Origin of the sequence: Acinetobacter sp. XH1741, assembly GCF_041021895.1 — a bacterium.
Taxonomy (GTDB): Bacteria; Pseudomonadota; Gammaproteobacteria; order Pseudomonadales; family Moraxellaceae; genus Acinetobacter.
The window spans coordinates 1,539,973-1,564,594 of record NZ_CP157428.1 but is presented as its reverse complement, the minus strand read 5'-3'; the positions used below and the strand labels follow the sequence as shown (position 1 = coordinate 1,564,594).

Annotated in this window: 19 protein-coding genes and 1 pseudogene; 11 read left to right on the top strand and 9 right to left on the bottom strand. The window is 38.2% G+C overall.

Annotated features, from left to right (window positions below):
- Nucleotides 1-20 precede the first annotated feature (20 nt).
- Nucleotides 21-644 (top strand): arylesterase, encoded by a 624-nt coding sequence (locus tag ABLB96_RS07545; RefSeq protein WP_348896042.1) that lies wholly within the window; start codon nucleotides 21-23, stop codon nucleotides 642-644.
- A gap of 32 nt (nucleotides 645-676) precedes the next feature.
- On the opposite strand, the gene ABLB96_RS07540 is transcribed toward ABLB96_RS07545, so the two are convergent.
- On the bottom strand, nucleotides 677-1,291 hold the full coding sequence (locus tag ABLB96_RS07540; protein WP_348896043.1) for a carbonic anhydrase: 615 nt from the start codon (nucleotides 1,289-1,291) through the stop codon (nucleotides 677-679).
- Between the two features lie 283 nt (nucleotides 1,292-1,574).
- Here ABLB96_RS07540 and ABLB96_RS07535 point away from each other — a divergent pair, with 283 nt between their 5' ends.
- Complete coding sequence (locus tag ABLB96_RS07535) at nucleotides 1,575-2,600, top strand: alpha/beta hydrolase (RefSeq protein ID WP_348896044.1); 1,026 nt, start codon at nucleotides 1,575-1,577, stop codon at nucleotides 2,598-2,600.
- A 26-nt stretch (nucleotides 2,601-2,626) separates the two neighbouring features.
- Nucleotides 2,627-3,634, top strand: coding sequence for a hypothetical protein (locus ABLB96_RS07530; RefSeq protein WP_348896045.1), 1,008 nt, complete (start codon nucleotides 2,627-2,629; stop codon nucleotides 3,632-3,634).
- Between the two features lie 22 nt (nucleotides 3,635-3,656).
- Here ABLB96_RS07530 and ABLB96_RS07525 read toward each other — a convergent pair whose 3' ends face one another.
- Entirely contained in the window at nucleotides 3,657-5,696 is a 2,040-nt protein-coding gene (locus tag ABLB96_RS07525) for a ligand-gated channel protein (RefSeq protein ID WP_348896046.1), read from the bottom strand.
- A 164-nt stretch (nucleotides 5,697-5,860) separates the two neighbouring features.
- A complete protein-coding gene (nfuA, locus tag ABLB96_RS07520; protein WP_004703125.1) occupies nucleotides 5,861-6,499 on the bottom strand; it encodes a Fe-S biogenesis protein NfuA in 639 nt (212 codons plus the stop codon).
- Nucleotides 6,500-6,657: 158 nt separating this feature from the next.
- On the opposite strand from nfuA, the gene ABLB96_RS07515 reads away from it, so the two are divergent.
- The 5 genes from ABLB96_RS07515 to ABLB96_RS07495 all read left to right on the top strand — a co-directional run bounded on the left by ABLB96_RS07515 (nucleotide 6,658) and on the right by ABLB96_RS07495 (nucleotide 12,498).
- A complete protein-coding gene (locus ABLB96_RS07515) occupies nucleotides 6,658-7,275 on the top strand; it encodes a rhomboid family intramembrane serine protease (protein ID WP_348896047.1) in 618 nt (205 codons plus the stop codon).
- A 169-nt stretch (nucleotides 7,276-7,444) separates the two neighbouring features.
- A complete protein-coding gene (locus ABLB96_RS07510; protein ID WP_348896048.1) occupies nucleotides 7,445-9,121 on the top strand; it encodes an arylsulfatase in 1,677 nt (558 codons plus the stop codon).
- The gene (locus tag ABLB96_RS07505) at nucleotides 9,118-10,128 is read left to right on the top strand and encodes an SUMF1/EgtB/PvdO family nonheme iron enzyme (protein ID WP_348896049.1); all 1,011 of its coding nucleotides are present in this window, start codon (nucleotides 9,118-9,120) and stop codon (nucleotides 10,126-10,128) included. Before ABLB96_RS07510 ends, ABLB96_RS07505 begins: the two co-directional genes overlap by 4 nt.
- A gap of 112 nt (nucleotides 10,129-10,240) precedes the next feature.
- Entirely contained in the window at nucleotides 10,241-10,405 is a 165-nt protein-coding gene (locus tag ABLB96_RS07500; RefSeq protein WP_348896050.1) for a hypothetical protein, read from the top strand.
- Between the two features lie 545 nt (nucleotides 10,406-10,950).
- Complete coding sequence (locus tag ABLB96_RS07495; RefSeq protein ID WP_348896051.1) at nucleotides 10,951-12,498, top strand: hypothetical protein; 1,548 nt, start codon at nucleotides 10,951-10,953, stop codon at nucleotides 12,496-12,498.
- Nucleotides 12,499-12,543: 45 nt separating this feature from the next.
- Here ABLB96_RS07495 and ABLB96_RS07490 read toward each other — a convergent pair whose 3' ends face one another.
- The 3 genes from ABLB96_RS07490 to ABLB96_RS07480 form a co-directional block, all read right to left on the bottom strand.
- Nucleotides 12,544-13,872, bottom strand: a complete 1,329-nt coding sequence (locus tag ABLB96_RS07490; RefSeq protein ID WP_348896052.1) for a D-serine ammonia-lyase — start codon at nucleotides 13,870-13,872, stop codon at nucleotides 12,544-12,546.
- A gap of 169 nt (nucleotides 13,873-14,041) precedes the next feature.
- Nucleotides 14,042-15,673 carry an inorganic phosphate transporter gene (locus ABLB96_RS07485; RefSeq protein WP_348896053.1) on the bottom strand — a complete coding sequence of 544 codons (1,632 nt, stop codon included), beginning with the start codon at nucleotides 15,671-15,673 and terminating at the stop codon, nucleotides 14,042-14,044.
- A 167-nt stretch (nucleotides 15,674-15,840) separates the two neighbouring features.
- Entirely contained in the window at nucleotides 15,841-16,044 is a 204-nt protein-coding gene (locus ABLB96_RS07480) for a hypothetical protein (protein ID WP_348896113.1), read from the bottom strand.
- A gap of 91 nt (nucleotides 16,045-16,135) precedes the next feature.
- On the opposite strand from ABLB96_RS07480, the gene metH reads away from it, so the two are divergent.
- Nucleotides 16,136-19,822 carry a methionine synthase gene (metH, locus tag ABLB96_RS07475; RefSeq protein ID WP_348896054.1) on the top strand — a complete coding sequence of 1,229 codons (3,687 nt, stop codon included), beginning with the start codon at nucleotides 16,136-16,138 and terminating at the stop codon, nucleotides 19,820-19,822.
- Between the two features lie 52 nt (nucleotides 19,823-19,874).
- On the opposite strand, the gene ABLB96_RS07470 is transcribed toward metH, so the two are convergent.
- Nucleotides 19,875-21,146: a hypothetical protein gene (locus tag ABLB96_RS07470; RefSeq protein ID WP_348896055.1), complete on the bottom strand. Its 1,272-nt coding sequence runs from the start codon at nucleotides 21,144-21,146 to the stop codon at nucleotides 19,875-19,877.
- A gap of 164 nt (nucleotides 21,147-21,310) precedes the next feature.
- On the opposite strand from ABLB96_RS07470, the pseudogene ABLB96_RS07465 reads away from it, so the two are divergent.
- Nucleotides 21,311-21,510: pseudogene (locus ABLB96_RS07465) on the top strand (LysR family transcriptional regulator); the annotation flags it as partial.
- Nucleotides 21,511-21,522: 12 nt separating this feature from the next.
- On the opposite strand, the gene ABLB96_RS07460 reads toward ABLB96_RS07465, so the two are convergent.
- Nucleotides 21,523-21,969 (bottom strand): hypothetical protein, encoded by a 447-nt coding sequence (locus ABLB96_RS07460; protein ID WP_348896056.1) that lies wholly within the window; start codon nucleotides 21,967-21,969, stop codon nucleotides 21,523-21,525.
- A gap of 192 nt (nucleotides 21,970-22,161) precedes the next feature.
- On the opposite strand from ABLB96_RS07460, the gene ABLB96_RS07455 reads away from it, so the two are divergent.
- On the top strand, nucleotides 22,162-23,307 hold the full coding sequence (locus tag ABLB96_RS07455; protein ID WP_348896057.1) for an aldose epimerase family protein: 1,146 nt from the start codon (nucleotides 22,162-22,164) through the stop codon (nucleotides 23,305-23,307).
- Between the two features lie 67 nt (nucleotides 23,308-23,374).
- On the opposite strand, the gene ABLB96_RS07450 is transcribed toward ABLB96_RS07455, so the two are convergent.
- Nucleotides 23,375-24,595 (bottom strand): MFS transporter, encoded by a 1,221-nt coding sequence (locus tag ABLB96_RS07450; protein ID WP_348896058.1) that lies wholly within the window; start codon nucleotides 24,593-24,595, stop codon nucleotides 23,375-23,377.
- Between the last annotated feature and the right edge of the window lie 27 nt (nucleotides 24,596-24,622).

Here is a 24,622-nt window from a genome sequence, read left to right as displayed (position 1 = left end):
AGTATTCGGGTCGAAGACAAATGTATAAATCTTTTTTGTTTGGTTCTAAAAGCCTCTTGCTCATCTCATTAAGCATGTTGCCTATGTTGGTCTCGGCAAAAACTATTTTAATTTTAGGAGATAGTATTAGTGCCGGCTATGGAATAGACCCTAAACAAGGTTGGGTACAATTACTACAAAAACGTTTAGACCAACAGTATCCCAAACAGCATAAAGTGGTCAATGCAAGTATGAGTGGTGAAACGACTAGTGGCGCCTTGGCAAGATTACCTAAACTTTTACAGACGCATAAACCAGAGATTGTGGTCATTGAGTTAGGTGGAAATGATGGCTTGCGCGGACAACCACCACAAATGATTCAGCAAAATCTATCTCAACTGGTTCAATTAAGCCAAAAACAAAAAGCTCAGGTTATTCTTTTTGGCATGAAAATTCCGCCAAACTATGGGTCTGCTTATAGCAAAGCATTTGAAAATAACTACAAAACTGTCAGCCAGAAATATCAGGTGAAATTACTCCCGTTTTTTCTTGATGGCATTGCTGGTCAAAAACAGCTTATGCAAAATGACTTGATTCACCCCAATGCTCAAGCACAATCTAAATTACTTAATTTAGCTTACCCATACATAAAAGGTGCCCTTTAGGCACCTTTTGGTTTTAAATCTTTTTAATATAATTAGAAGTCAAAAAAAGTAACTTCACCAGTTTCTAGTGAGTACTCAGCACCAACAACAATCAACCGACCTTGTGCAATTAAATTTTCTAACACCGCCGAACCATGACGCAATTGATTTACCGAAGCAAAAACATTTGAACGTACTGCATGACATGAAAGTTTTTTCAAATCATTTTTTAAGTCAGTTTGCATCAAGATTTCAACTGATGGACGTACACGGTTCACAATCGACATTAAGTTCGATGAAGGTGGTTGATCAGGATTCATTAACGTATCAATAGTCGCTTGAATCGCGCCACAATGACTATGTCCTAACACCACAACAACCGGACAGTCATAACGCTCTGCTGCGAACTCAACACTACCGACTTGAGACGGCGCAACAACATTACCAGCAACACGGATTACAAATAAGTCACCAAGTCCTTGATCAAATACCATTTCTGCTGGTACACGAGAATCTGAACAGCCTAATACAATCGCAAACGGGTTTTGGTCCTTTGCCATTTCAGCGCGTTCATGATGCGATAGGGTTTTTGCAAGGGAAGTATTTCCATTTACAAATCGTTGATTACCAGCTTTCAGACGATCTAAAACTTCTTGCGCAGTAGGCATTTTATATTTCCATTGTTTTTTCAAGGTTGGAATCATTTTAAAGTGTCAAAATTTGAATGTCACTGACAAAAAAATAAATCCTTTGCTATAAAAAAATTTAAAAATACTTCATCGTTTTAATGTGGCTATTACTGCGTATTCCCTACTGTTTAGTGAAAAAATAGACATACTTTAGTTTCTAGATTGACTATAATTTTCATCATTCCAAACGTTTGGCAAATGACTCATTGGCAAAGTTTTTCAATAATTTTTCAAACTCGCTTAAGCTTCAAGGATGAAATCTATGACCAGGCTGTCCACATCAATTCAAGCCTCTCTGAAAAAAACTGCTACTGCACTCGCTCTGGCTTGTAGCTTATGCTCTGTTATGAGTATTTCTCAGGCTCAGGCAACCGATAATACTGATGTGGCATTTCAAACTATTTTGCAGCAAGAACGTAGTTGGGCGGGTTTACAAAGCAAAAAATTAAGAGTCGGCGATATCACATGGTCTTATAGTGAAGGAGGTTCTACAACAAAACCAACTTTACTATTGATTCATGGTTTAGCGGGTAGTCGAGATAACTGGAATCGTGTAGCACATTATTTAACTACAAATTACCACGTCGTTATTCCAGATTTACCCGGCAGTGGCGAAACTGTGGTTTCTCAAGACTTCGACTACTCAGTTCCAAACCTTGCTGAAAAATTACGTCGATTTGTTGAAGCTGCAAATTTAAAAGGTCCAATCCATATTGCCGGACACTCACTTGGTGGCTCGATTGCTCTACTTTATGCTGGACAGTATCCATTTGAAACTAAAAGTCTATTTTTAGTCGATAGCGGCGGTATATTTCGTTCTGCCAATACAATTTACTTAAAAGATCCAATTTATCTAAAGCAACTCTTAGTCTCTAAAAAAGGTGACTTTCATTATTTATTAAAACAAACCATGTTTAATCCTCCGTTTATTCCTAAAGAGTTCCTACAAGCTCAGGAAAAACTAATGATTAATCAGGCACCTCAAACACAAAAACTGGTTGACCAACTCATTGCACTTAATAAAGTCTATACACCAGACTCATTTGCAGTACTCACCAAGACTATTGATGCACCTACCCTTATTTTGTGGGGCAAACAAGATAAGATTATTAATGTAGAAGTGGCAAGTGAATTAAAACACCTTATAAAGAATGCTCAACCTCCTGTCATTTTAGAAAATGTAGGCCACATGCCAATTTTGGAAGCTGAGCAGTTAGTTGTTCAACAATATGTGCCGTTTTTACTTAAAGTAGAAGCAAATCAGTCGCCGAAAACGGCTACACCTTAAATAAAACTTCGGACTTGTGAGACCTTATGTCTACCCAACCACTTATAGAACAACTTATTGAAGCTCATCTAGATTTCTTAGATGAGCAATTTGCTCAGTCTCAAGTGATCCAACAAGAGTTTGAACAATTTTATCATTGGTTGGGGACTCGGCAATTACAACATTTGTGGACGTTTGAACAGATTCAGCAGCTTATTCAAAAGCAGATTTTGGACACACCTGCTTCTGATTTTCTGATTGAACAGATTACTGATCATATTCGTTTTGCACTGATTCATCCTGCAAATGGCACAGCAACTGTTGAAGATGTTATTCCTGTTTTAACCATTGACCGAATTGCTCAGTACGTTGCAAGTAAAGAAGAACACCGTAAAAAGCTCATTAAAACGATTGTAAATAATCCAGCCTTTTCAGCGCTATTAACGCAATTGATTCAGCAAACAATGCATGATTATTTAGACGAATCCATGTCAAAACGCGTGCCAGGTGTCGGCCGTTTTATGAAAATGGGCAAATCTGTATTGGAAACAGTCACCGACTCCAACCTCGACGATACGATTAATCATTATTTGCAAAAGAATATTTTAAAACTCAGCCAAATGAGTGAGCGTGTTTTAAACCAACATTTTGACAATGATAAGCTCTATCACTTTCAAGCCAATGTTTGGCATAAAGTTAAAACTATGCCGCTTGCTGTTTTGAAAAATTATGTCGAAGTGCAAGATTTAACAAAAACAGTCGGTTTGGGTCATGAAATCTGGGACCATATGCGCCAGACTGCTTACCTGAAACAGCAAGTACATGATGGCATCTATACTTGGTATGTGCGTAATCAGGAACGTAATTTTGACTTATTGCTCCGTGACCTTAACATTGACGAAAATTTAGTAAAACATGAACTCACGCAGTTACTTGTACCTGTATTACAACAATTAGTCACAACAGGACATTTAAGACGCCGTGCTCGTGTGTATCTAGAGAAATTTTATTATTCTGAAAAAACATTAGAAATTCTAAATAATAAAGGCGCTTAAAGCGCCTTTATTATTTAATCACTTAGAATTTATAAATAATTCCTAAATTATAACGGCGCCCGTCTAAAACATAATTATAAGATGCGACATCAATGTCTTTATCAAATAAGTTATAAATTCCTGCCGCCACTTGGATTTTATCGGTCGGTTTATAGTTCATGCCAATATCAACCAAGCCATAAGCAGGTTTTCCTTCAGCCATTGAAGTTCGGCTTAAATATTCAGAAGTTTTGCTACGGAAATTCAAACGGCCCCACATGCTAACCAAATCATTAGTTTGCCAATCTAAAGTAGTGTTAAACATATGTTCCGGCATTTCATTTAAAGGTTGGCCTTTAAACTCTCCACTTTTTTGCTCTGTATCGGTATAGGTATAATTGGCATTTAATTTGAGCTCAGGTGAAATTAACCAACCCAAAGTGGCTTCAACACCTCTCATGGTGGCTTTATCCACATTGGTACGTTGACTCACAAAATCAAATTTTGTACCTAACCAATCACAATTATAAGTACCTGCATCTCCTGAGCATGTTCTCACTTCTGTAATTTTATCTTTAAATTCGCTATTAAAAATCGTTAAACCAGCATTCAAGTTATCTAAATTATCCCAAGAGAAAGACAACTCATAGTTGGTACTTTTTTCTGGTTTTAAATTTGGATTACCAACAATTACTCCCGCTGAACGTCCTCCGCCTGTAGCTTGTCCCCATTCTGCTACAGTCGCTCTTAGCGCAGGTGTTTTATAGCCTGTTGATACACCGCCTTTAATAATCCAGTTATCATTTAAAGTCCACACGCCGTAGACTTTAGGACTAAAATGATCTCCAAATTTTTCGTCTTTATCCATACGCAGTGACATTGTTAAAGTAAAGGGATCAATAATATTCCATGCGTCTTCTGCAAATAATGCCCAACTATAACGATCTAAATTAGAGACAGGCTTTGCACCACCCACGTTTAACTGATTACCTAAATCGTCTAATTCTTCTTTTAAATAACTTCCTCCAACACTCAGCGCATGATTTGCTAATGTAATCTGGTTAAGTGTGTTAAAGGTAGTATTGATGGCCTCCATATTTCTTGAAGGGTTTTTATTTTCTTCACGTTGAATATAAGAATGAGTTTTCACAGGACCAATGTCACCACGATGGGTCAAACTATATTCGGTACGATAATAATCCGTTATTGAATCCACTGGTGGATTACGTCCAGTCTGAACAGGTGAAACTGATTTTCCAACTGTAGCATTACGATTTTGGATAGAACGCTGATATTCCAGTTCAATCGTATGTTGATCATTCGGAGTCAGACTTAAAGTAGCCCCACCTGCACGAATTTTTTGTTTGCTATAGCCACCAATAATTTCATCTTCATCTCTTTGGGAAAATGTGCCGTTGGCTTTTAACCCAAGTAAATTCTTAATTAATGGCCCCGAAACATACGTATTGGCTTGGTAAAGATTGCCAGATTTATTATTTTCTTGGATGGTAGTATCTAACTTAACTGAGCTACTCCAAACATCTGCAACTTTTTTAGTAATAATATTAATTACACCGCCCATCGCATCTGAACCGTATAGTCCCGACATTGGACCACGAATAACCTCAATGCGCTCGATACTTTCGATACCAGGTAACCAGCCTTGCTCAATACCGGAGTTATCACTATTTGGTCGCACAGAACGTGTATTTACTTTCTTGCCATCGACCATAATAACGGTATAGGCACTCCCCATTCCACGAATACTGATATCAGATGAACTACCACCACCTGTAACCACAACACCCGGCACATCTTTAAGGGCATCAGTGACATCACGATATGCTTTTTTATTAATTTCATCTTGAGTTAAAACTGAAATTGAAGCTGCTGCTTTTTTTATATTTTGTTCAAAACCACTTGCTGTCACGACTATTTTTTCTAACTGTGCAACTTCCCCTGATTTTTTATTTTTTCTGGAAGAATCAACTAAAATATTTTCACTTTCAGCAGCATAAGCCGCAGGAAACATTCCTGTAAATACCGAAATTGATAGTACAGATTGGAAAATACGCTTAGTCATATCCTGCTCCAACAGATTAAATTATGAATAAATATTAAGTTTTACTTAAACAAATGTAACAAATTTAAATAATAAAATAAATAATATTGATAATTATTTTCAATTACTAAAAATAAAAAAACCTCTTAATGAGGCTTTTTTATTTCACTTTTCAAATAATTTTATTATTTGAAGTAAGCGCCTTCTGCTTGCGTATGGTCGGTTTGGTCAACCACACGTTGAAGCTCAGGAATGTTTTCTTTCAACGTTGTTTCTACGCCTTGTTTTAAAGTCACATCAATTGCAGAACAACCTTGACAGCCACCACCGAATTTCAATACAGCAGTTAAACCATGTTCTGGATCATCTTGCACTTCTACTAAGCTACAATTGCCGCCATGCCCTGCAAGACCTGGGTTAATTTCTGCTTGAAGAATGTAAGTAATACGTTCTTCAATTGAAGCATCTGGTCCTACGCGTGGCACTTTAGAGTTCGGTGCGCGGAAGGTAAGCTGACCACCAAAACGATCTTTGTTGTAATCAATTACAGCATCTAAAAGATATGGAATAGACGGTGCATCAATGTATGCAGGAAAATCAGGATAGTCCTGTTTATAATCCGTTGGTACCACTTCTTCTGGTGCACTATATGCCATACAGCACTCTGCACGTGGTGTACCCGGATGTTCAACAAAAATTCGAACGCCAATTCCCGGAGTATTTTGCTTTGCCAATAATTCGTGCAAATACTCTTGTGCAGATGGTGTAATCAAAAGGTTCGGAATTTCTTCTGCAACAGCAGTGTTGGTGTTCTCAGTCGACATAACAATATTCCTCAAGCTGATGCCTTTATATTAACCGAAGATGAGGGGGATTTAAAAAAAATCAACTAAATTTGTCGGATTTATACACAACAGGGTTTCAAGTTGTATTTTTAATGGCATTATTGACCGTAGTATTGATCATTTTTTAAATATTTCTTATGTTGAATTTGCCGTTTAACCATACCATTACCCTTATTATTATTACGGTCGTCGTCTCTTTACTTGCTTTTAGCAATCAAAACGTTATGAACCGCCTGATCTTCTGGCCACCTGCAATGCAACGTGGACAATTTGATCGTTTCATTACCCATGGCTTTATTCATGCAGATGGTACTCATTTACTCTTTAATATGATTACCCTATTTTTCTTTGGCAGCATTATCGAAAGTTTTTATCGCCAATATTTTTATGACATGGGTTTTGTGTTGTTCTATTTAGGTGGATTAATTTTTGCGATCTTACCAAGCTATCTACAACATAAAAATGATGCAAACTGGGCGAGTCTTGGAGCTTCAGGAGCGGTATCTGCGGTTTTATTTGCCTATATCCTGTTTCAGCCATGGAAGTTGATTTTTGTATTTTTTATTCCTGTCCCAGCGATTATTTTTGCAATTTTATACGTCGCTTATAGCATTTGGGCAGGTAAACGTGGCAATACTCATATTAACCATAGTGCCCATTTATGGGGTGCGGCTTATGGCGTGGTTGTAACGATTTTGATTGAGCCAAGAGTTATTCCGCATTTCCTAGATCAACTTACCCGCTTGCCGTTTTAAATTTAGCATGTTTGAAAAGCCCTAAATGGGCTTTTCTTTTTTACTCATTTATTTATCAACATAAATTCTCAGACATTTTTCTGATTTTCTTTGATCAATTCCTTGTTTTGATTGCAAAAACCATCTGATTAAACTCAAGCACAATTCTTTTAATAATTCAGATGATACAATGAAGTACAAAGCTCTTTTATCTAGTCTTTCAATTGCATTATTTAGCTTATCTTTAGCTGGCTGTAACGATAATGACTCACAAGAAACTGCGGCAAGTACTCCAAAACAGCCCAATATTCTATTCATTATGGCCGATGACTTAGGCTATTCAGATTTAGGCGCATTTGGTGGTGAAATTCATACACCGAATATTGATAGTCTGGCACAAGAAGGCCGACTTTTAACGGACTATCACACTGCACCCACTTGCTCCCCTACTCGCTCGCAACTCATTTCAGGGACTGACCATCACCTAGCAGGTATAGGTGCTATGGCAGAGCTTACCCCAGATCATTTAAAAGGACAGCCTGGTTATGAAGGTTATTTAAATGAACGCTCCTTATCAATTGCTCAGGTGCTCAAAGACAATGGCTATCGGACTTATATAAGTGGTAAGTGGCATTTAGGCTTAACACCTGAAACCAATGCACATGCTAAAGGTTTTGATCATTCATTTACCTTATTGCAAGGTCTAGACCATCACTTTAAACAAGCCCCAAGTGCCTTTAAACGAAATTCGACGTATACCGAAGATGGGCAAATTATTCCCGTTTCAGCATTGCCCGATGACTTCTTCTCGACCAATTATTTTACCGACAAATTACTTAGCTATTTAGAATCAGGCAAAAATAGCGGCAAACCCTTCTTTGCTTATGCTGCCTATACAGCCCCTCACTGGCCTATACAGGCTCCTGCAGAATACCGTGATAAATATCGTGGCGTTTACGATGTCGGTTATGATGCGATTCGTAAAGCACGTATAGCTCGCCAAAAACAGCTTGGAATTATTCCTGCAAACTTTGAGGCCGCAGAACCCATTGCGACGCAAAATGCACCACAAAAATATGGAAAGTGGGATGAATTAACAACCGAACAAAAAGCACTTGAAGCCCGTAAAATGGAAATCTACGCAGGTATGGTAGAAAATCTAGATGCCAACATAGGTCGAATTATTCAATATTTGAAACAAAATAATCTTTATGAAAATACTTTAATTTTCTTTGTTTCCGACAACGGTGCTGAAGGCTTTATTCGTGGTGGATATGGTAGTGAATCTGGTTTTGATAACTCTGTGGCAAACGTAGGTACACCTACTTCATACCACTATATTGGACCACGTTGGGCCGAAGTTAGTGCTGCCCCATTCCACTTATGGAAAGATACTGCTGGTGAGGGCGCAACTACTGCCCCAGCCATTGTTAAACTACCAAATCAGAAAAAAGCTGAGGAAACCAATCATAGTTTTGCCTCTGTGCTCGACGTTTTTCCAACGTTATTAGATTATGCCCATATTCCTGTACCTCAAGGGCAATATAAAGGCCGCACCATTAATACACCGAGTGGTTATTCATGGAAGTCTGTACTTGAAAATAAATCACAAACCATTCGTCCAGCAAATTTCAGTTTTGCCGATGAATTACATGGCAGTAAATATGCGAAACAAGGCGAATGGAAAATTGCGCTTCAAGGTCGCCCTGAATTAGGCACCAGCACTTGGGAGCTATATAACATTGCTACGGATCGTGGTGAAAATCACAATGTTGCTCAGCTCTATCCAGCAAAAGTTCAAGAGTTGCTCTCAGTTTATCAAAAGTACACTGAACAAAACGGCGTACAGGAATATAACGCCAAATGAAATTGAACCTGGTTTTAAGTACTGCAATCAGCCTGTTGTTCATTACAGGTTGTAGCAAGTCCGAACATAGCTCTGACACAAAAACCGTTTTACCAAAGCAAGCCACACCATCGGCTGCTTTGGGTTCTATTGAGCAGTGTCAAAGTTATACAGGTCTTCCTTCAGGTTGGCTTAAAAATACAACCGCTGGAATGGTCTTCATTCCAGATGGTCATTTTAATTTTGGTTCTGAAAAAGCTTATCCAGATGAACTTAACTTTGGAAAAAAACAGCGAGACGTCAAAGGTTTCTGGATGGATCAAACTGAGGTTACTGTCGCTCAGTTCGCAAGTTTTATAACAGCAACTGGCTATATGACTGATGCTGAAAAACAAAAACAGGCTGCTGTTTTTTCTCCTGACCCACATCATCCACAGCAATGGTGGCAAATCAAATCGGGATATACATGGAAAACTCCAAACGGTAAAAATGGAGCAGCTCCTAATCCTCATGAACCCGTACGCTACGTAACAAAAAATGATGCTGAACATTATGCAGTTTGGCTAGGACGCGACTTGCCCACTGAACTTGAATGGGAATATGCGGCTAAAGCAAACTCACAAACTGACACGCCTTTACATCAAGCACCTACCGATGAGCATCAGCATCCACAAGCAAATTACTGGCAAGGCGCATTCCCTTTTGAAAACTTAAATCAAGACCACTTTACCGGTGTAGCTCCAGTCGGCTGCTTTAAACCAAATGGTTTTAAACTATTCGATATGATTGGAAATGTGTGGGAATGGACATCTTCTCCCTATCAAGGTGCGCATGATCAGCATATGGGTAATTATTCTGAGTTAAGGAAAAAAGAAATGAGCAGTACTCAATATGTAATTAAAGGAGGCTCATTTTTATGTGCTGAAAATTACTGCTCACGTTATCGCAACAGTAGCCGTTACCCTCAAGATTTTGATTTAGCCGCGACCCATGTGGGTTTTCGTACAATTTTGCGCACAGCTCAATAGATTAAAACGAGTTTGTAGTATTGATATTTCTTAACCAAAAATAGATCGAAAAACCATCTAATAATTTCTATAGTAAATATTAAAAGGGAGAATGATAAAAAGTGAGAACAAAATGAAAAGATTACTCGTTTGTGCAGCGGCAATTTTCACCATATCACTGTCAGCTTGCGCAGTTTATACACCTACTGGCAGTGTTGTGGTTGATCCTGATTCACCTTATCACAATCACCCTGGAGACTTCTGCCCACCTGGACAAGCCAAAAAAGGTCGTTGTTAAAGCTTAGGTTTAGATAAACTGTAAATAAATTAATCTTGCCCTGTGGAAAGAAAATCTACAGCTTATGTGGAGGGTTTCACCCAAAATTAGATGGGATGAAACTAGAAAATTATGGTGTAAAAAAATCACCATATCCCCAAGATTTTTAAAAGACAATCTTACGTTGTCTTCCATCTAGTTTCACCCCAATTCTTTCTTATTCGGTTTGACTTTTCTTATCATTTAATAAAAAAGTCTAGTTTTTACTCATCATCGTATCTTTTTTATTGATACATTTTGAACATTTTATCTTCAGCTTAAACCTGATGAATTCTGTCTATACAAAATAATCATTTATGTAACGTAAGTCTATAAAAATGTTCTAAAAATGTGAAAAAAATTGAGGTAAAAATGAGATCAAATTATCATAAAAAATCACTCAAACAACCTCTATCACAAAAATAATTTAATTTTCATTTTGTCAGTTATTGCCACTCGTTTCTTTTAATTGGCATAGATAATGTATACACCTGTATATTAATGCTACCGTACAAGTGAGATATTTTATGTCCAGCCAGAGTCCAGACGAAGGTTTACAATTTCCGATACACGCTTCAACAAAAAAGCAAAGTACTTCTCGCACAGGCCAAGAGATTTTGTCAGAAGCTTTATCTATTGTAGATAATAAAACTGCTCAACAAATTTTGACTGAAAAAAACTGGCGGAAAAATTATCCAACATACTTTAAATCACTTGTTCAGCATGGACTCTCTAATAACAACAACCCGATTACTATTGCAAAACAAGGTTTACATAAGGCCCACCATCTTTTTGATTATTTCCGCGATGGTAAGCACTATCTATTAAAAGATGCAGTTCATATCACCCCTTCAGCCCCTTTAAATACAGTGAAATTTAAAGGTGAAAGTGAAGCAGGCCCAGAATGGTATGTTCCTTATAAAGGGCAAAAACTCAGTGGACAGAGCTTACTTGATCAAATTCAAAAATGGGAAAATGCGGGCATTATTGAGCCTAGTCATGCAAAGGCTTTACGTGAAGCTGTTGCTCACCCTGAATGGTTTGATTTATCTGACCGCACTATGGTCTTATTTGGTGCAGCATCAGAAGCTGGTCCCTTGCCATGGTTAGCAAAGTGGAAAGCAAATATCATTGCAGTCGATTTACCAAACTCGCGTGTTTGGGGCAAAATTTTAAATACGATTCAAAAAGGAAATGCCACGCTGATTGCCCCAAGTGTTGAGGCAATTGCCCCATCAGCAAAGTCTTCTGAATTAAAAGATAAATTGGGCGCCAATTTACTGACTCAACTACCAGAAATTGCACAGTGGCTAGTTCAATTTCCACAAAAATTAGATTTGGCTGCAATTGCTTATTTAGATGGGGAAAAACATGTCCGTGTCTCAATGGCAATGGACAGTATTATGCAATATGTGAGTGAGCATAAATCTGATACAAGCTTAATGTTTATGTGCACCCCAACCGATGTCTATGCAGTACCTAAAGAAGTTGCTGAGGCTGCTCAAGAGAAATTTAAATCTCGCTCACAAATACAAAAAATGGCTGCCAAAGGTATTTCTACCCTGTCGCTTAAACGTTTTTTTCAAGCACCTTATCAAGATTTGATCACTAGCGAAAATGGAAAAACATATGGCATTGCAGACTGTTTAGTTGTTGAACAAGGACCAAACTATGCTTTGGCAAAACGTATTCAACAATGGCGTGCAACGCTTGCTCGTCATCATGGACAACGTGTAAGCATCAATATTGCCCCCTCTACAACAACTCACTCAGTGACTAAAAATCCGCTACTTAAAGCTGCATTTAATGGTGCCGAACTTTTTGATGTAGAAGCATTTAGCCCTGAAACCACCAATGCGATTATGGCTGCGCTATGGATTCATGACTTAAGAAATGAATCTTCTGTCGCAAACCCTGAAACTGTACTCGAACATCCTTTAGAGTTAATGATGGAAGGAGCAAATCATGGTGGACTATGGCGTGTTGCTTATTTAGCCCGTACTGCACTTCCTTTTGCAGCCATCTATGGTTTTGCGGCCGAAAAACTTCCCTTTGGGAAATTCTCTAAGAAATAACGGAGTTAAAGCCCAATTTTAAAATTGGGCTTTTTTAACAGCTTATTATTTGCTTTGGCTGTGAGTTAAATATTTTTGCATTTCTTCAGAAGGTACCATTCCTCCTCCTGTTGCCCAGACCACATGGGTCGCCTGTTGTAACTGATCAACTGACAAGTGATGCAAAGCCAAATAATCTGGCGTAGTTTGAACATAATATGGCCCCATCATACCTGCCGCTGCCGAGGGTTCAACTTGAATATTTTCAGTTTGATTTAAAAGCGCAATTAGCTCATATAAACGTTCATCATGAATCGTATAGTAACCATCGATTAACTGCTGCATAGCACGTCCTACGAAACCAGAAGCACGGCCAACAGCCAACCCATCTGCTGCTGTGATGTTATCTAAACCAATGTCATTTACTGAAATCTGATCATGCAAACCCGTATAAACCCCAAGTAACATACACGGAGAATGCGTCGGCTCCGCAAAAATGCAGTGAACATGCTCACCAAAGGCCAGTTTTAGGCCAAAACTTACCCCACCCGGCCCACCGCCTACTCCACATGGTAAATATACAAATAATGGATGTTCTGCATCTACTCTGATTTGCTTTTGCTCAAATTGTTCTTTTAAACGTAAGCCAGCAACTGCGTAACCTAAAAACAGAGTCATCGAATTCTCATCATCAATGAAAAAACAAAATGGATCTTGCTCGGCAGCCTTACGGCCTTGCTCTACAGCTACCCCATAGTCACTGGCATATTCCACGACATTTACACCCAGTGAGCGCAGCTTATCTTTTTTCCACTGTCTTGCATCGGCAGACATATGCACCGACACTCTAAACCCGAGCTTTGCACTCATAATGCCAATAGATAAACCAAGATTACCTGTCGAACCTACCGCAATCTGGTACTTAGAAAAGAACGTACGAAATGCGCCTTGGTCGAGTTTACTGTAATCATCTTCTAACTTGAGAAGCCCTGCCTCAATTGCTAGTTTTTCAGCATGAGCCAAAACTTCATAAATGCCCCCACGTGCTTTGATTGAACCTGAAATAGGTAAATGACTATCTTTTTTTAACCAAAGTTTCCCTGTAAGCTCCTTTTGCTCTTTTACAGATAGAGCTTGTTGCATAGCTGCAATTTCAACTAACTCGGATTCAATCTTTCCATGTTGTGCTTGAGTTTCCGGAAATACTTTTGCCAAGTAAGGCGCAAAACGTTCTAGTCTTGCTTCGGCATCTTTTACGTCTTGCTCTGTAAGTCCAACTTTTGCCAGAGCTTCTTTTAAAGGATAACGGTTCGGGTTAAACCAAAATGTTTCTTGATAATCTTGTAATGTTTGAATAAGTGGAAATTGTTGTTTTAGTTGATCGAGTTGAAGCATTTTCGTCCTATATCCTTTCGTAATTTTTTGAGCTAATTACTCAACACTAAGTGTTTGCAATAATCATTTATTCTTTACTGAATTTCCCTGAAAAAAGCGATCTTTTTTTAAAAATATGCCAATAAAAAAGCCACTAATAATAGCGGCTTTTTACATTTAAACAGACTGCTTATACAAACTGTAAGAACAACCAATATAAACCACCTGACAAACAGATCGTCGCAGGTAAAGTAAATATCCAAGCTGATAAAATGGTCTTAATGGTATTGAAATTTAGGCCTGATTTATTTGCAACCATCGTACCCGCAACAGCACTGTTTAAAACGTGTGTTGTTGAAACCGGCATACCTAAGCCATCTGCCGCTGCAATGGTACTCATTGCAATAAGTTCAGCAGACATACCTTGACCATAAGTCATATGGTGCTTACCAATACGCTCACCTACAGTCACCACAATACGTTTCCAACCGACCATGGTGCCAAGGCCAAGTGCTAATGCAACTGCCACTTTCACCCAATTAGGGATGTACTGTAAGAATGAATCCAAGCTACTACGATAATCTTTCACAAGCTTTTGCTGTGTTTGATCTAATTTTGGTAAAGCATCTGCTTTGTCCAAACGTTTAAACGTAGTCGTACTTAAATACATGTCATTACGAATTTCACTAATTGCAGCTTCAGGAATATCTTTTAAGTTGCTATAGCTAGAAACACGCGCACCTAAATGGTCAGTCATGCTTGCCAATGCAGGCACAACGTCAGGTGTTTGTTGTTTGGTCTGAATATATTTAGTTAAAACTGCACGCGCTTTCTCATCAGTTAATTCTTGCTGATTATGGTTTAACAAAACAGCAGTTTGAGAAGAAAGTTGGTGGAATGATTGAACCTGTTGTGTGTCGAGGTTTTTATTAATTGAATAAGCTAATGGTACCAAACCAACCAAAATGAGCATGATGAGACCCATACCTTTTTGGCCGTCATTAGAACCATGTGCAAAACTTACACCTGTACAGGTAAAGATTAAAATTGCACGAATGATTGCTGGTGGTGGCTTATTCCCTTCAGGTGGCTGGAATAATTCTAATTGGCGTTTAAAAATAGTTTTAACCAACAAGAATAAGATTGCTGCAAAAGCAAAACCAATTAAAGGTGAAAATAATAATGCTTTACCAACTTTAATGACCTGATCCATATCTACACCACTGGTTGTTATGCCAGTCGATGCACTCAACAGATGGTTCATAATACCCACACCCAAGATCGAACCAATCAAGGTATGAGAGCTAGAAGCAGGGATTCCTAAGAACCAAGTACCGAGGTTCCAAAGAATTGCAGCGATCAACAACGCAAAAACCATTGCAAAGCCAGCACCGCTGCCCATATTCATGATTAGTTCAACTGGAAGCAGTGCAATAATGCCATAAGCAACAGCACCACTTGCGACCATTACCCCAAGAAAATTACAAAAACCAGCCCACATCACTGCAACTGGCGCAGGCAAAGCATTTGTATAAATTACCGTTGCAACTGCATTAGCCGTGTCGTGAAAGCCGTTTACAAATTCAAAACCTAATGCAATTAAGAGTGCAGTAGATAAAAGAATAACTGAATAAAGGCTCAAAGGTGGAACGTGTGCTAAATCAGCACTCACCTGAAACCCAATATAAATAAGTGTTGCAATAATAATCGTCAGAAACACCGGCATAAAAAACTTAGGTGTTGGGACATGTACATTCGTCGATTTTGCTTGCAGGTTTGCCGCAAGTTTTGAATCCGAAACAGGGGGTAGATTAGAATTCATGCAGACGGTTAGAGGATAATAAAATCCTCTGTATTCTTAAATTAAATTATGACAATTATATGACAAAGAGCCGCCTGATGAAGTCAATTTTTCATATTTTGACCTCATTTGATGCACCTTTCCCCGACCTTTTTTATTTTATTTTTAAATTACAATAACTTAATTAATTAATTATTAACTCCTTTTGTGCCTATTTTTACAGCAAAAAAATATATAAAATGACCCATATGGCTACTTTTTACACAAGACAACTGTAATAATTCGGCATATTGAGCATGAAATATTTCAATATCATGATCATTTGATGAATATTTCATGAAAATTCTTCTTTTTTTGTCATAAAAGCCTCCTCTTTTTAATATTTTTCTCATTTACTCATGACCTTGGTAGGTCATCATTTGTGCTGCTATTCTGTTACAATAGCGCCGCATTTTTAAATTCGTATAAAGATCGGGGTTTTCTATGTCTACGCTTGCCACCCTCAAAGCGCTTCTTGCTAAACGCATTCTGATTATTGATGGTGCTATGGGAACCATGATCCAGCGCCATAAATTAGAAGAAGCTGACTACCGTGGTGAGCGTTTTGCCGATTGGGCACATGACTTAAAAGGTAATAATGACCTTTTAGTTTTAACACAACCTCAAATCATTCAAAGCATTCATGAAGCTTACCTCGATGCAGGTGCAGACATTATTGAGACCAACAGCTTTAACGGCACCCGTGTTTCAATGTCTGATTACCACATGGAAGATCTTGTTCCAGAGATTAACCGTGAAGCAGCACGTTTAGCCAAAGCAGCTTGTGAAAAGTACTCAACTCCAGATAAACCGCGTTTTGTTGCAGGTGTGCTTGGGCCAACATCACGTACTTGTTCAATTTCACCGAATGTAAATGACCCTGCCTTTCGTAACATTACCTTTGATGAGCTAAAAGAAAACTATATTGAAGCGACTCATGCACTCATTGAAGGCGGTATTGATATCATTTTGATTGAAACCGTATTTGATACATTAAACTGTAAAGCGGCGATTTTTGCGGTCAAAGAAGTCTTCAAACAAATTGGTCGTGAATTACCAATTATGATTTCAGGGACCATTACCGATGCATCAGGTCGTACCTTAACAGGGCAGACTGCTGAAGCTTTCTGGAACTCTGTTCGTCATGGTGATTTGCTTTCAATTGGTTTTAACTGTGCCCTTGGTGCAGATGCTATGCGTCCTCACGTAAAGACCATTTCTGATGTTGCAGATACTTTTGTTTCAGCACATCCAAATGCAGGCTTACCAAACGCATTTGGTGGATATGATGAAACGCCTGAGCAAACTGCAGCTTTCCTAAAAGAATTTGCTGAAAGCGGTTTAATTAATATTACGGGTGGTTGCTGTGGTACAACGCCAGATCATATTCGTGCCATTGCCAATGCAGTAAAAGACATTGCACCACGCCAAGTACCTGAAACAGTCCCAGCTTGCCGTTTAAGTGGTTTAGAGCCATTTAATATTCATGATGACTCTCTTTTCGTAAATGTGGGTGAACGTACTAACGTTACAGGTTCTAAGAAATTCTTACGCCTCATTCGTGAAGAAAACTTTGCCGAAGCTTTAGAAGTTGCACAGCAACAAGTTGAAGCTGGCGCGCAAATTATCGACATTAACATGGATGAAGGGATGCTCGATTCGCAAAATGCGATGGTGCATTTCTTAAACCTTGTCGCATCTGAACCAGATATTTCACGTGTACCCATCATGATTGACTCATCAAAATGGGAAATCATTGAAGCTGGTTTAAAATGCGTACAAGGTAAACCCGTTGTTAACTCGATTTCCTTAAAAGAAGGTTATGACGAGTTTGTCGAAAAAGCCCGCCTCTGCCGTCAATATGGTGCCGCAATTATTGTGATGGCCTTTGACGAAGCCGGACAGGCTGATACTGCTGAGCGTAAACGCGAAATTTGTAAGCGCTCATACGACATTTTAGTGAATGAAGTGGGCTTCCCTGCTGAAGACATTATTTTTGACCCGAACGTGTTCGCAGTGGCAACTGGTATTGAAGAACACAATAACTACGCGGTCGATTTTATTGAAGCAACGGGTTGGATTAAACAAAACTTGCCGCACGCTATGATTTCTGGTGGTGTGTCGAACGTTTCATTCTCGTTCCGTGGTAATGAGCCTGTACGTGAAGCGATTCACTCAGTGTTCTTGTACCATGCCATCAAACAAGGCATGACCATGGGTATTGTGAACGCTGGTCAAATGGCAATTTATGATGATATTCCAGTCGAGCTAAAACAAGCTGTTGAAGATGTCATCTTAAACCAAAACCAAGGTGAGTCTGGTCAAGCCGCGACTGAAAAATTGCTTGAAGTTGCAGAAAAATATCGTGGGCAAGGTGGAGCTCAGCGTGAAGCTGAAAACCTTGAATGGCGTAATGAGTCGGTTGAAAAGCGTCTTGAATATGCATTGGTTAAAGGTATTACCACTTATATTGATGAAGATACCGAAGAAGCTCGCCTCAAAGCTAAACGTCCTTTAGATGTAATTGAAGGCGCTTTGATGGATGGTATGAATGTTGTCGGTGACTTATTCGGTTCAGGCAAAATGTTCTTACCACAGGTTGTGAAGTCTGCACGTGTTATGAAACAAGCCGTAGCTTGGCTGAACCCGTACATTGAAGCTGAAAAAACAGGTAGCCAATCTAAAGGTAAAGTCTTGATGGCAACTGTTAAAGGCGACGTACACGATATTGGTAAAAATATTGTAGGCGTGGTACTGGGCTGTAATGGCTACGACATTGTTGACCTTGGGGTGATGGTTCCTTGCGAGAAGATCTTACAAACTGCAATTGATGAAAAATGTGACATCATTGGGTTGTCTGGTCTGATTACCCCATCTCTAGATGAAATGGTATTTGTTGCTAAAGAAATGCAGCGTAAAGGCTTTAACATTCCGTTGTTAATTGGTGGCGCGACGACTTCTAAGGCACATACAGCAGTAAAAATTGACCCTCAATATCAAAACGATGCAGTGATTTATGTTGCCGACGCTTCACGTGCTGTAGGTGTTGCAACGACTCTCCTTTCGAAAGAAATGCGCGGAAACTTTATTGCAGAGCACCGTGCTGAATATGCCAAGATCCGCGAGCGCTTAGCCAACAAACAACCAAAAGCGGCTAAATTGACTTATAAAGAGTCGGTTGAGAATGGCTTTAAAATTGACGAAAGCTACGTACCACCAAAACCAAATCTTTTGGGAACACAAGTTTTAACGAACTACCCGCTTGCGACACTCGTAGAGTATTTTGACTGGACACCATTCTTCATTTCTTGGAGCTTGGCAGGTAAATTCCCGAAAATTTTAGAAGATGAAGTGGTTGGTGAAGCAGCAACTGACCTTTACAACCAAGCTCAAGCGATGTTGAAAGATATTATCGACAACAATCGTTTTGATGCTCGTGCTGTATTTGGTATGTTCCCTGCAGAGCGTACGGACGCAGACACAGTCAGCGTATTTGATGAAACTGGCCAAAATGTTACGCATACTTTTGAACACTTACGTCAGCAATCTGACAAAGTAACTGGGAAACCAAACTTGTCTTTGGCAGATTACATTCGCGCTGACCGTAAGCAACAAGACTACTTAGGCGGATTCACTGTATCGATTTTTGGTGCAGAAGAACTGGCAAATGAATACAAAGCCAAAGGTGATGACTACTCTGCAATTTTAGTGCAGTCATTGGCTGACCGTTTTGCTGAAGCTTTTGCAGAACACTTACATGAACGCATTCGTAAAGAGTTCTGGGGTTATAAAGCTGACGAACAACTCAGTAATGAAGAGTTGATTAAAGAGAAATATGTCGGTATTCGCCCTGCACCTGGTTACCCTGCTTGCCCAGAGCATTCTGAAAAAGCGGTGTTGTTTGACTGGTTAGGCTCTACAGACAAAATTGGTACTAAACTGACTGAACACTTTGCAATGATGCCGCCATCTTCGGTAAGTGGTTTCTATTATTCTCACCCTCAAAGTGAATATTTTAACGTGGGTAAAATCTCTCAAGACCAACTTGAAGATTATGCAAAACGTAAAGGTTGGACACTAGATGAAGCGAAACGTTGGTTAGCGCCGAATTTAGATGATTCGATTGTTTAAGTTTAAATAGTAATAAAAAAATCCCCTCGAGTAAGGGGATTTTTTATTATATTTACTCAATAATTCCTGGAATATAAATCACTCCATTTAAAACATCTTCACCTAATTTAACATTATTAAATCTAAAAGTTTTTTTATCATTATCCATAGATAAACCGAAACAAGATTTATAACGATCTCCACAAACTATTTTTTCATTTTCTTTCGTAGTTTCAATTGAAATATGACCATTGAATTCTTGAATTAATTCCAATGGATAAGCTCCTGCTTGCCCTATTAAACTAATAGAATATTTTTTCTGATCATTTACTACATAAGCGAAACCATAATTTTGGCGTAAAATAGGGTATATTTCTTTATTAATTAAAATATTAGAAGTATTCCTAGGAATATTATATTCCAAATCTAATACTCTAGATTTAGTTCGTCCTTTATCAAATAAGTTTAAGTTCTGTATATTAATAGATAGTATCTTTCCATCATCTCCCCATGAGATCGAAGAGGCAGGAATTAAGCCATAAAAAGAAAAATCTGATTCATAATTTTTTAAATTATAACTTCTCACATTAAGCATTATATCTTCAGTATATTGATTATCATTATTTTGTTTAAATATTTCAATATCAACATTATCATCACTTCTTTTAAAACTAAGCTTATCTACACTCCCAATGCGTTTATTATTTCCATCTTTATAAACAACAATATCTGAATTCATATCAGATAATTTATATGGTTGATTATCCAATTCTAGGATACCTACCCCACTTTTTCTTGGAAATCTATCTTTATTAAAAGCTATCCAGTTAGAGGGAATTTTTAATTCTAAGTTAGCTGTAATTTTTGCAGCTAACGCTTTTTCCCTTCCCCAATCCCCTAGATAATCTTTCCATAATTGATTAATGTTATTTTTAAATTTTACATTCAATTGTCTGCTAGCATTATCAAAACTATATTCTGTATTACCTGAACAATCTTCATAATTTATACAAAACAAAACACTCATATTATTATATTTATTTATCCAAGCAAGGGCGGCAAAACTCGCTTTATTACTTTCAGCTAAAAGCCTCAATTCACCATAGATAGGAAAATCTGTTTTTTCAGATTTGTTAAAATAAACAGTTACATCAGGGCTATTTCCTTGGGCTATTAAGCTGTATTCCTCTTCTTTTACATTCAAATTAACTTTATCGGTAAAATTTTCAGCTTCAATTGTTAGTATATTTTTCTCATACTCATTTTCTTCTCTTTTGGAATTCTCCCCACAACCAATTAAAAAAATAGCACTTAATAAACTTATTTTGATTAGTTTATAACTCATAATATCCTCATATTAATTTTTTTTTTCCAAATCCCTATAGATATTATCATCACTTACAAAAATTAACACATTAAAATTCAATTATTTATTTTTAAAAAATGATAAAATCAACCTTTCAAGTCTCTATCATAATTTTCAGTTTTAAAAATTCGTTATTTGAAACAGCTACACACGGGCTAGGTTTTGTTTTAGAAAGTAATTTGCTTACCCCAAATTATTTAGAATCTGGAAAGTTGGTTAGAGTTTTTGCAGAGGAGCTATCGATTCCTATTTCTGCTCATCATTTGGTATATCCTCGAACCCACCAATTTATTCCTAAAATTGAACTGTTTTAAACTGGATTCATGATGAATTAGTAGATTGAGAAAGTGATTTTTTAAAAGATCTGAATTTCCTCAACTCTTAAGTGATGCATCATCTCTCGAATAAATACAAAGTAGGTAAAAATATAAAGCTGATCTGGAGCCACTTGGCTTGTGTAGTAGCTCAAACGCTCAATAAAATCATTGAATCCATGCTCAAGCTCGATACGGCTAATTTGCTTTTTAGCACTAAAAAATAACTCACTCAGTTGTGTCATGGCCGCATCAGACGTTGCAGCTACACCACTTATCTTTAGATTTCTGAGGGGCTGTGACTCTATGATTTCTTCAATAAAATAAATCATCTTTTCGATAGCAAGTTCATCAATAACACCATGCCTAATACTTTTTGAATTAACAAAACCTAAGCCCTGCTCAAGTTGAACGTGCTGGTTGTCTATATCAAATGACAAGCCATTAAGACCAAGTGAAAATTTAAAAACAGAGTCGGGATAATTCATAAAAATAGCTTACCGTTGAATTTTACTAATCGAGTTATTTTGTTCATAGCCTTAAACTGTGGGAGTTTGTTCAATACTTAGCATTAACTACTCGATTATTATTAACACTATATATAATAAAAACCTCTTTAAAAAGATGAAAAATCAATCTTATATTCATCTAGTCCAATTATTAAAAAATAGAGTATAAGCATGAAAAAATTAGTAATTTTAGGTGTTGCGATTTATAGCTTTGCACAAATTGCAAATGCAGCAACATTAAATGTAAAGCCATATGGCACAACTCAAGACGGTCAAAAAGTTGATCTATACACCATGAGTAATAATAAAGGAGTCTCGGTTTCATTTATTAGTTATGGTGGTGTAATTACACAAATTTTGACTCCCGATGCACAAGGTAAACAAAATAATATCGTTTTGGGCTTTGATTACTTAAAAGGCTATGAAGTCACTGATACCAAGGAAGGTATTCATTTTGGTGGATTGATTGGTCGTTATGCAAACCGTATTGGTAATGCTAAATTTAGCTTAGATGGAAAAACGTATAATCTTGAAAAAAATAATGGCCCGAATTCATTACATAGCGGTAACCCCGGTTTTGATAAACGTGTTTGGCAAGTTAAGCCCCTCGTTTCCAAAGGTGAAACCGTTAAAGCTTCTTTGAAGTTAACCAGTCCAAATGGAGATCAAGGCTTTCCCGGAAAGTTAGATGTAGAAGTGATCTACAGTCTTTCAGATCAAAATGAATTCCAGATTGAATATAAAGCCAAAACTGATCAACCTACAGTCGTCAATCTTACCAACCACAGTTATTTCAACTTATCAGGCGCTGGCAATAACCCTTATGGTGTGCTCGATCATGTCGTACAACTCAATGCAGACCGTATATTGGTAACCGATCAAAACTCTTTACCAACAGGGCAGATTGCTTCAGTTACAGGCACACCTTTTGACTTTCGGACGCCAAAGGCCATTGGGAAAGATATTCGAGCCAATCATCAGCAGTTGGCTTATGGATATGGCTATGACCAAACTTGGGTGATTAATCAGAAGTCTCACGGAAAGTTAAATCTTGCAGCTAGTGTATTTGATCCAAAATCTAAACGAACCATGCAGGTTTTAACCACTGAACCAAGCCTCCAAATGTATACGGCGAATCATTTACTCGGAAATGTTGTTGGTGCAAATGGTGTGCTCTATCGACAAGCAGATGCGGTAGCGTTAGAAACACAGCATTTTCCAGACAGTCCGAATCAACCATCCTTCCCTTCTACACGTTTAAACCCAAATCAAACTTATAACAGTGTCACAGTATTTAAATTTGGTGTTCAAAAATAGTCTTTTCAGGTGCAGCTATATTTAGCTAAAAAAACTCTCAGCTGGATATGACTGAGAGTTTTTTTATTTATTTAGCTTTTGTGTTTGGTAAAAATGCAGTTGCAAACCCAAGTAATGGCAAGAATGAACATAAACCAAATACCCATTCAATGCCGTTAATATCGGCTAAATGTCCTAAGCCTGCTGCGGCAATACCACTTACCCCGAACATGAGGCCAAACATTAAACCAGCAATCATACCCACACGACCTGGAACAGCTTCTTGTGCGTAAACCACCATGGCAGCAAAAGCAGACGACAATACCAAACCCGCAATAATTGAGAAAACTGTTGTCCAAAATAAGTTTGCATACGGCATCATTAATGCAAACGGCGCCATACCCACAAATGAAACCCAAATAACTGCTTTACGACCAATTTTGTCACCAATTGGACCACCCGCAAATGTACCTAAAGCAACGGCTGCCAAGAAGGCAAACAAATGTAGTTGAGCAGTTTGAATGCTGATATGGAACTTTTGAATTAAGTAAAACGTAAAGTAATTACTAATGCTGGCAATGTAGGTAAATTTAGCAAACATCAACACACTAATTGTGCTCAATGCAATAATCAGCTTACGACCATGTAATTTACTATGTGCTTGAGTTACACGCGCAGCCATCTGACTTTTTGCATGACTTACCGTCCAACGACTTACCCCAAACAAAACCCAAATCGCTAAAAGCGCGATGATTACTAAGCCTGCAACTGCATGCTGTCCAAACGGGACAATCAGCAAAGCTGCCAATAATGGGCCAATGGCTGTACCCGTATTTCCACCCACCTGAAAAGTCGATTGGGCTGTACCAAAGCGTCCGCCCGATGCCATTCGTGCCACTCGCGAAGCCTCTGGGTGAAAGGTTGCAGAGCCTACCCCAATCAATGCAGATGCACATAACAACACAGCAAAACTTGGCGAAAATGCCAATAAGATAATGCCACAGAATGTAACGACCATTCCGAGTGGGAGAAGATACGGTTTTGGATGTTTATCGGTATAAAGTCCAATCCAAGGCTGTAGCAGCGAACCTGTAATTTGATATACAAACGAGATTAGGCCAACCTCGGCAAAACTCAGCAAAAAGTTTGCCTTTAGCATTGGATAAATGGCTGGTAGCACTGCCTGAATTAAATCATTGAGTAAATGTGCAATCGCTACAGCGCCTACAATTTTAATAATCATTCCTTGAGGCTGATCATTTGCAACGGTATTGGCAATACCATCTTTCAATTGTATTGAAGACGTCATACCTGAAAAACTCCAATATTTTTTAAG